The 8792-nt window shown below is 69.1% G+C and carries 8 protein-coding genes and 2 tRNA genes; 3 read left to right on the forward strand and 7 right to left on the reverse strand.

Annotated elements, in window-relative coordinates; translation table 11 throughout:
* The 6 genes from AC31A1_RS40515 to AC31A1_RS40540 all read right to left on the reverse strand — a co-directional run.
* Nucleotides 1–1068: sensor histidine kinase (locus AC31A1_RS40515; RefSeq protein ID WP_489658087.1), on the reverse strand; the 1068-nt coding region annotated here is incomplete at its 3' end.
* 29 nt (nt 1069–1097) lie between these two features.
* A complete protein-coding gene (locus tag AC31A1_RS40520; protein ID WP_489658088.1) occupies nt 1098–1862 on the reverse strand; it encodes an ABC transporter permease in 765 nt (254 codons plus the stop codon).
* A gap of 8 nt (nt 1863–1870) precedes the next feature.
* Nucleotides 1871–2833, reverse strand: coding sequence for an ABC transporter ATP-binding protein (locus tag AC31A1_RS40525; RefSeq protein WP_489658089.1), 963 nt, complete (start codon nt 2831–2833; stop codon nt 1871–1873).
* Between the two features lie 140 nt (nt 2834–2973).
* A tRNA-Gly gene (locus AC31A1_RS40530) sits at nt 2974–3049 on the reverse strand.
* An 83-nt stretch (nt 3050–3132) separates the two neighbouring features.
* Nucleotides 3133–3204 (reverse strand) — tRNA-Gly (locus AC31A1_RS40535).
* Nucleotides 3205–3343: 139 nt separating this feature from the next.
* Nucleotides 3344–3661: a histone-like nucleoid-structuring protein Lsr2 gene (locus AC31A1_RS40540; protein WP_327402948.1), complete on the reverse strand. Its 318-nt coding sequence runs from the start codon at nt 3659–3661 to the stop codon at nt 3344–3346.
* A gap of 382 nt (nt 3662–4043) precedes the next feature.
* On the opposite strand from AC31A1_RS40540, the gene purS reads away from it, so the two are divergent.
* The 3 genes from purS to purL are packed head-to-tail and all read left to right on the forward strand — an operon-like array spanning nt 4044 to nt 7239.
* Nucleotides 4044–4307: a phosphoribosylformylglycinamidine synthase subunit PurS gene (purS, locus tag AC31A1_RS40545; protein WP_015659417.1), complete on the forward strand. Its 264-nt coding sequence runs from the start codon at nt 4044–4046 to the stop codon at nt 4305–4307.
* On the forward strand, nt 4304–4984 hold the full coding sequence (gene purQ, locus AC31A1_RS40550; RefSeq protein ID WP_489658090.1) for a phosphoribosylformylglycinamidine synthase subunit PurQ: 681 nt from the start codon (nt 4304–4306) through the stop codon (nt 4982–4984). Before purS ends, purQ begins: the two co-directional genes overlap by 4 nt.
* A complete protein-coding gene (purL, locus tag AC31A1_RS40555) occupies nt 4981–7239 on the forward strand; it encodes a phosphoribosylformylglycinamidine synthase subunit PurL (RefSeq protein WP_489658091.1) in 2259 nt (752 codons plus the stop codon). Before purQ ends, purL begins: the two co-directional genes overlap by 4 nt.
* Before the next feature lie 66 nt (nt 7240–7305).
* On the opposite strand, the gene AC31A1_RS40560 is transcribed toward purL, so the two are convergent.
* Nucleotides 7306–8439 (reverse strand): FAD-dependent oxidoreductase, encoded by a 1134-nt coding sequence (locus tag AC31A1_RS40560; protein ID WP_489658092.1) that lies wholly within the window; start codon nt 8437–8439, stop codon nt 7306–7308.
* Nucleotides 8440–8792: the final 353 nt, after the last annotated feature.

Here is an 8792-nt window from a genome sequence, read left to right on the forward strand (position 1 = left end):
CCCTTCCTCCACCCGAACCCCCACCACGCACCGCTCCGCATCCCCGTGCCGCAGCACATTGGTCGTCGCCTCCCGGACGACCCACCCGAGCGCCGACTGCACCTCGACCGGCAGTCCCGCCGCGTCGCCGGTCACCTCGCAGTCGATGCCGGCGGCGGCCAACACGCCCTGGGCGCCCGCCAGTTCGAGGCGGAGGTCGGCCTCGCGGTAGCCCCGTACGACGTCGCGTACCTCCCGTTGGGACTCCCGGGCGATCCGCTGGACCTCGATCATCTGCTCCACGGCCTCGGTGCGCCCTCGCCGGGCCAGTTGCACCGCCAATTCGCTCTTCAGCGCGATCACCGACAGGTTGCGGCCCATGACGTCGTGCAGGTCGCGCCCGAACCGGAGTCGTTCCTCGGCGACGGCGAGGCGGGCCCGGGTCTCGCGGGCCTCGTCGAGTTCGTAGACGGCGTCGAGGAGCCAGACGGAGAACGCGGCGCTCAAGGCGAGACCGCCGCCGGTGAGGAGGACGGCCAGCGCGGTGCCGAACGCGGCCGGCGCGGCCACCCCCAGCGGGAGCTGCGCGACCAGCGTGCCGCCGACCGCACCCGCGACCACCGCGAGGACCTGCCGCCGCCCGCGTACCCCGAGCGCCGACGTCCCGGCGCCGAAGCTCAGCACCCCCACGAAGAGCGTGCTCGCGGCGGCCCGCACCTGGTCGTCACCGGGACCCCGTTCCCGTAGGACCAGCGCGACGACGGCGATCAGCGCGGTCACCGAGCCGAGGAACCACATGAGCCGTACCGGCCGCACGCGCCGGTCGCGCGTCCAGTCGAGCGCCCGGGACGCGGTGGCGGAGCAGAGCGCCGCGTGCACGGTCACGACAGCCGCCATCCAGCTCGCGGTCTCCACCCCGACCTGCGCGAACAGCGGCAGCCCGATGGACGCGATCTCGACCAGGGCGAAGAAGTGGAAGGACCACCGGGTGTACGTCTCGACCTTCCCGGGAGTGCTCTTCCGCCCCCACCAGCCGCCGGATCCGCCCGTGTCCCTGCCTGCCGCGCCCGGTCCTCCAGGTGCCCGCATCTCTTGGTGCTCCCCGTGCTCCCCGTACCTCAGCGCCGCGGCTCCCACCGGAACCACCGCCGTACAGCAAACACCGCGAGGGCGGTCCAGGCCAGCGCGATCAGGACGGCGCCCAGCGCGTCGTAGCCGGACAGGTCGCCGTTCCAGCCGCCGCTGATCAGCCGGATCGCGGGGGACAGCGGGAGGAAAGCGCAGACGGCGGCGACACGATCGGGCAGGAGCTGCGGCGGGATGATGATGCCGGACCCGAGCATGGACGCGAACAGCACCGGCAGCGCGGTTACCTGCGCACTCTCGGCCGTCCTGGTCACCGTTGCCGTGAGGGCGGCCAGCGCGGCGGACAGGAAGAGGCCGAACAGCAGCCCCAGGACGACGAGTTGGGGCATCGCGGGCGCCCCCGCGTCCAGCAGCAGCACGCACGCCACCGCCAGCAGCACGGACTGCGCGAACCCGACGCACACCGCCGGCAGCGCGGTCCCCGCGAGGATCTCGGCGTCGCCCAGCTCCCCGGTGCGCAACCGCTTGAGGACCAGTTCCTCCCGCCGAGCGACGAAGGCACTCACCAGCGACGAGTACACGGCGAAGAGCAGCGAGAACCCGATCGCGGCCGTGAGCATCACCGCCCCGACCGTCAGCCCCTCCCCCTTGAGATCCATCTGGTCGACGGCCGGCCGCACACTGAACGGCAGCGCCAACGGCACGAGCAGCGCCGTGACGACCGCACTCCGGTTCCGCCCCAGCAACGTCAACTCGGCCCGCCCCAGCGCCCGTAGCCGCCCAACGGGCGTAGTCATCACGGCACTCACACCGTCACCCCCTGCTCCTGCTCGCGCGCGATCCCCAGAAACGCCTCTTCCAGCGAAGCCGACCGCACCTCAAGCCGCCGCAATTCGATCCGCGCCCGCTCGGCCCACACCAACAACCCGGTAGCCGCCCGCTGCAGCTCATGCGTCTCCAGCCGTACGACCCTCCCGGCCACCTCGTGCCCGACGACCCCCAGTTCGCCGAGCGGCGGCAGATCCCCCACGAAATAGCCCGAGGGCAATTCGAACGAAATCCGCGACGGCCGCCCCGCCGTCACCTCGGCGGGCGTCCCGGTGACCGCGATCCGCCCCTCGCTGAGGATCGCGAGCCGGTCGGCGAGCCCCTCCGCCTCCTCCAGGTAGTGCGTGGTGAGCAGCACGGTCGTCCCGCCGTCGCGCAGCGCCCGCACCAACTCCCAGGTGTCCCGGCGCCCTTCGGCGTCGAGCCCGGTCGTCGGCTCGTCCAGGAACAGCACCTCGGGCTCCCCGAGCAGCGCGAGCGCGAGATCGAGCCGCCGCCGTTCACCCCCGGACAACTGCTTCACCCGTACGTCCGCCCGCCGCGCGAGCCCGACCAGCGCGAGCGCCTCCGCCTCGGGCCGCGCCCCGCTGGTACAGCCCGCCCACATCCGCGCGGTCTCGGCGACGGTCAGCTCGGACGGAAACCCGCCCTCCTGCAACATCACCCCGGTCCGCGGCCGTACGGCGGCCCGCGGCCGTACGGCGGCCCGCTCGCTGTAGGGATCGTGGCCGAGGACGCGCACCCGCCCGCCGGACGCCGGCGCGAGCCCCTCAAGGAGTTCGACCGTGGAGGTCTTGCCCGCGCCGTTGGTGCCCAGGAGCGCGAAGACCTCCCCGCGCCGCACGGAGAAGGTGATCCCCCGCACAGCCTCGAACCCGCCCCCGTACACACGGCGTAGGTCAGTGACCTCAATCACGTGTTCGTGTTCGTTGGTGTCCATGACCTCAGCGTCGCCGCGGCGGGGGCCCGACAGCAGTGCGCGGTGTCATCGCTCGGCATGACAAATGTCAGACGGGGACGATCTGTTGACGCGGATCGGGCATAGCAAAGACCCCGGTCCACTGGACCGGGGTCTTTCGCTGGAGCGGACGACCAGGTTCGAACTGGCGACCTCAACCTTGGCAAGGTTGCGCTCTACCAACTGAGCTACGTCCGCATTGCCTCCGATCGGCTCTCACCGATCGGCGCGAGCACCAGCCTACCCGATCCACAAGAGTGGTCCGAACGGTGATGCCGCAGAGCGGGTGACAGGAATTGCACACTGCGCCTTCCCCCTGGAAGGGGGATGTTCTGCTACTGAACTACACCCGCATGTACTCCGTGAGCTGGGCCTTTCGGCCTCGCCCCTCGGCGTGCTCCGAACTCTAGCTGACCAGGAGGGGTGCAGCGCAAGTCGGTTGCCCCGAGGGGCCGATGACCGGCCGTCGGCCCAGCTTTCACACGGCGTCGGTCACTGCGCGGCGGTGAACGCCTCGTAGATCTTCTTGGGGATGCGTCCGCGCGCCGGCACGTCCATCTTGTTCGCCTGGGCCCAGGCCCGGACGGCCGCCGGGTCGGGGGCGACCTCGGTCTGGCGGTAGGCCTTGCCCGACCTCGACCGCTTGCGACCTGCGTCCACGTAGGGCGCGAGCGCCTTACGCAGTTTCTTGGCATTGGCTTGATTCAGGTCGATCTCGTACGACTTGCCGTCGAGCCCGAAGGCGATCGTTTCCGCCGCTTCCGAGCCGTCGATGTCGTCAAAGAGAGTGACCACGACCTTCTGCGCCACGAATATCGGTCCCTTCGTGCGACACCTGAAACCGCACTATCCGCAGGGACGCACGGAGACGTCACGGAGGTGCGGAGATGTCGACTGTCCGCCTGTTATTGGGCAAAGTATCGGCTATTGCCAATTCATTTGTACAGTGCCCGGCAATGCAATGTGAAGCCCGACTAAATCTTCCCGCGTGTCTCCGCGCAATAGGGAACCGGGATCGATCCGGGATCTTTCCCTGAACTTTTCGTGAAGACCCCCGCCCGACACCGGATCGTGATGGTCCTCACGTAGATTCCTACAACTCTACTCGCGTAGAAATTTTGTGCGGGTAGTCTGAAGACACCTGTCGAAGACCCGCAGGAACACGCTCAGCACCACAACACCGGGAGTGCCAGTGGCACGCGTCGTAGTCGACGTCATGCTCAAGCCGGAGATCCTCGACCCCCAGGGCCAGGCGGTCCAGCGTGCGCTGCCACGCCTGGGTTTCGAAGGCATCTCCGACGTACGTCAGGGAAAGCGATTCGAACTGGAAGTTGACGGACCGGTCGACGAGGCCGCGCTCGCCCGCATCCACGATCTTGCGGAATCCTTCCTCGCCAACACGGTGATCGAGGACTTCACCGTCAAGGTGGAAGAAGTGGCGGAGGCGGCCAAGTGACCGCTCGTATTGGCGTCGTCACTTTCCCCGGCAGCCTGGACGACCGGGACACCCAGCGCGCGATCCGCCTCGCGGGCGCCGAACCGGTAGCCCTCTGGCACAAGGACAAGAACCTCCACCAGGTCGACGCGGTCGTCCTCCCGGGCGGTTTTTCCTACGGCGACTATCTGCGCGCGGGTGCCATCTCCCGTTTCTCGCCGGTGATGGAGACGGTCATCGAGCAGGCGAAGTCGGGACTCCCCGTCCTGGGTATCTGCAACGGCTTCCAGATCCTCACCGAGGCGCACCTCCTGCCCGGCGCGATGCTCGGCAACAACCACCTGCACTTCATCTGCCGTGACCAGAAACTGCGGGTGGAGAACGCGGACACCGCCTGGACCAGCGACTACGTGTCCGGCCAGGAGATCCACATCCCGCTGAAGAACATGGACGGCCGCTACGTCGCCGACGAGCACACGCTCGACGAGCTGGAGGCGGAAGGCCGCGTCGTCTTCAGGTACGAGGACTTCAATCCGAACGGCTCCCTGCGCGACATCGCGGGCATCACGAACGCCGCCGGAAACGTCGTAGGCCTCATGCCGCACCCGGAGCACGCCGTCGAGGCGCTCGTCGGGTCCGGCCGCACCGACGGCCTTCCCTTCTTCACCTCGATCCTCAAGAAGCTGGTCAACGCATGAGCCGGACGCCTCTGGACACGGTCGAGCACGCGGCCGAGACCCCCGACGTCGAGCTGCCCTGGGCCGAACTCGGCCTGAAGAAGGACGAGTACGAGCGGGTCGTGGAGATCCTCGGCCGCCGCCCGACCGGCGCCGAACTCGCGATGTACTCGGTCATGTGGTCCGAGCACTGCTCGTACAAGTCCTCCAAGGTCCACCTCCGCCAGTTCGGCGAGAAGGCCCCCCAGTCGGACGCCCTCCTCGTCGGCATCGGCGAGAACGCGGGCGTCGTCGACGTCGGCCAGGGCTACGCGGTCACCTTCAAGGTCGAGTCGCACAACCACCCGTCCTACGTCGAGCCCTACCAGGGCGCGGCCACGGGCGTCGGCGGCATCGTGCGCGACATCATCGCGATGGGCGCCCGCCCGGTAGCGGTCGTAGACCCCCTGCGCTTCGGCGCGGCCGACCACTCCGACACCAAGCGCGTCCTCCCGGGCGTCGTCGCGGGCATCGGCGGCTACGGCAACTGCCTGGGCCTGCCCAACATCGGCGGCGAGGTCGTCTTCGACGCCTGCTACCAGGGCAACCCGCTGGTCAACGCGGGCGCCATCGGCGTCATGCGGCACGAGGACATCCACCTCGCGAAGGCCTCCGGCGCGGGCAACAAGGTCATCCTCTACGGCGCCCGCACGGGCGGCGACGGCATCGGCGGCGCGTCGATCCTGGCGAGCGAGACCTTCGATGACGCCAAGCCGTCGAAGCGTCCGGCGGTCCAGGTAGGTGACCCCTTCCAGGAGAAGTTGCTGATCGAGTGCACGCTTGAGGCCTTCGCCGAGAAGCTGGTCGTCGGCATCCAGGACCTGGGAGCGGCCGGACTCTCCTGCGCCACAAGCGAGTTGGCGTCGAACGGCTCCGGCGGCATGACGGTCACCCTGGACGACGTCCCCCTCCGCGACTCGACCCTCTCGCCCGAGGAAATCCTCATGAGCGAGTCGCAGGAACGGATGTGCGCGGTCGTCGAGCCGTCGAAGGTCGACCGCTTCCTGGAGATCTGCGAGAAGTGGGACGTCATCGCCACGGTCATCGGTGAGGTGACCGACGGCGACCGCCTGGAGATCTTCTGGCACGGCGGCAAGATCGTGGACGTGGACCCGCGCACGGTCGCGCACGACGGCCCGGTCTACGAGCGCCCGTACGCCCGCCCGTCCTGGCAGGACGCGCTCCAGGCGGACGACGCCAACAAGCTTGCCCGGCCCGGTACTTCGGAGGAACTCAAGTCCCAGGTCCTGGCGCTGGTGTCGTCCCCGAACCAGGCGTCGAAGAAGTGGATCACGTCGCAGTACGACCACTTCGTGCAGGGCAACACGGTGCTGGCGCAGCCCGAGGACTCGGGCATGATCCGCATCGACGAGGAGACCGGCCTCGGGGTCGCCATCGCGACGGACGGCAACGGCCGGTACGCGAAGCTGGACCCGTACGCGGGCGCGCAGTTGGCGCTCTCGGAGGCGTACCGCAACGTGGCGACGACGGGCGCGAAGCCCCTCGCGGTCTCCGACTGCCTGAACTTCGGTTCGCCCGAGGACCCGGCGGTGATGTGGCAGTTCGCGGAGGCGATCCGTGGACTGGCGGACGCCTGCCAGCAGTTGGGCACGCCGGTCACGGGCGGCAACGTCTCCCTCTACAACCAGACGGGCGACGTGGCGATCCACCCGACCCCGGTGGTCGCGGTGCTGGGCGTCATCGACGACGTGGCACGCCGCACGCCGGTCGCCTTCCAGGAAGAGGGCCAGCTCCTCTACCTGCTCGGCGAGACGCGTGAGGAGTTCGGGGGTTCGGCCTGGTCGCAGGTGGTCCACGACCACCTCGGCGGCCTGCCCCCGAAGGTCGACCTGGAGCGGGAACGGCTGCTGGCCGAGATCCTGATCTCCGCGTCCCGAGACGGCATGATCGACTCGGCGCACGACCTGTCCGACGGCGGTCTGATCCAAGCGGTAGTGGAATCGGCCCTGTTGGGCGAGAAGGGCGCACGCCTGATCGTCCCCGACGGTCTGGACGCGTTCACGTTCCTGTTCTCGGAGTCGGCGGGCCGCGCGGTCGTGGCGATCCCCCGCTCGGAGGAACTCCGCTTCAACGACATGTGCGGGGCACGGGGTCTGCCCGTCACCCGTATCGGTGTCGTGGACGGTCAATCGGTGGAGATCCAGGGCGAGTTCGCGCTCTCCCTGGAGGAACTGCGCGAGGCGCACGAGGGGACGATCCCGGCGCTGCTGGCGTAACACCCAAGTACGGAGAGGGCGTTCGTGGGACGGTCACGCCGACCGCCCCACGAACGCTTCTTTTTGTTATGCGGTCTGCTCGTCCTGTGCGAAGAAGCCGATCAGGTCCTGGCCGATGGCGTCGTTGGTGGCCACGGCAGCGGCAGCCGCCGTGGCGCTGCGGGGGAACAGTGCCGCCTCGTACGAGGTGAGCGCGGCCTCGATGTCGTCGAGATGCTCGGCGATGGCCTTGCCGAGTTCGGCGGCGTCCTGCATGGCCAGGTTGGCGCCTTCGCCGTCCGGCGGCGAGAGGTGGGCGGCGTCGCCGAGCAGGGTCACTCCCGGGACCCGGTCCCAACGGTGCCCGACAGGCAGCGAGTTGAGAGGCCGTACGACCGGCGCCGTATCGCTGTCGGTGATCAGGGCGGTGATCTCGGGCGCCCACCCCTCGAACTCCGCGGCGATCCGCGCGGTGGCCGCGGCGGCGTCGGTGAAGTCGATGTCGTCGAACCACTCCTGCGGCTTGGTCAGCGTCACATAGGCGTGCAGCGTCTCGCCGCTCTCCCGGTGTGCCCCGATCCACTTCCCGCTCGCTCCCGAGCCCGGCGGGACCACGAACAGCGAGCCGCCGCCGACCGTCCTCGCGGCTACCGGGTGCCGGGTCTCGCTGTCGTACAGATAGGTCTCGACGAACGACCGCCCGAAGTACTCGGGAACGGCGTCGGACAGCAGCGGCCGTACGCGCGACCAGGCGCCGTCGGCGCCGACGAGCAGGTTCGTGACGAGGGAACCACCGTCCGCGAAGGCGACTTCATGCAGACCGTCGCCAAGAGCACGGACACCGCTGACCTTGTGCCCCCACCGCACGGTGCCGGCCGGCAGCGAGTCGAGGAGAATCTGCCGAAGTTCGCCGCGCTGCACCTCGGGCCGCCCACCCGTCCCGTCGTCGGGTTCGTCGAGCAGGACGGTGCCGTCACGGTCGAGGACGCGGGTCGCCTGGCGGCCCTCCAGGATGATGGCGCGGAATTCGTCCATCAAGTCGGCTTCCTTCAGGGCGAGTTGGCCGTTGTAGTCGTGGATGTCGAGCATCCCGCCCTGCAGGCGGGCCATGGGTGAGGGCTCCGCCTCGTAGATCGTGGCCGGGATGCCGTGGACGTGCAGGACGCGGGCGAGGGTCAGTCCGCCGAGTCCGGCGCCGATGATCGTGACGTGAGTGGTCATGACGTTTCCTTCCGTTTCACGGGCCCGCCGGACGCTCCCCCGGCGGGATCACTACCAAGGCTTCAACCCCGCCCCGACAACTCCCCGACGCGCCACCGACAGCTCCGACAGATGCCCGACACGAGGGAAGCTGTAGGCGAAACTAACCACCGTGGCGGGTTGCGAATGGTTAGAAATGACCCCGGCTTGCAGAGATGGAGGTCCGGCGCGTCTGCGAACCGTCCGCGACTCACGTGCGCACATAGGCGCGGCCACCACCATCAACCCGGCGCCACCCCAGAACACCACCCGCGTCGCATCCACGAAGGCCTGACGCCGGCCACGTGGGCCACCCCCGTCAGACGGGCCAGCAC

Source organism: Streptomyces sp. P5F9, assembly GCF_057961495.1.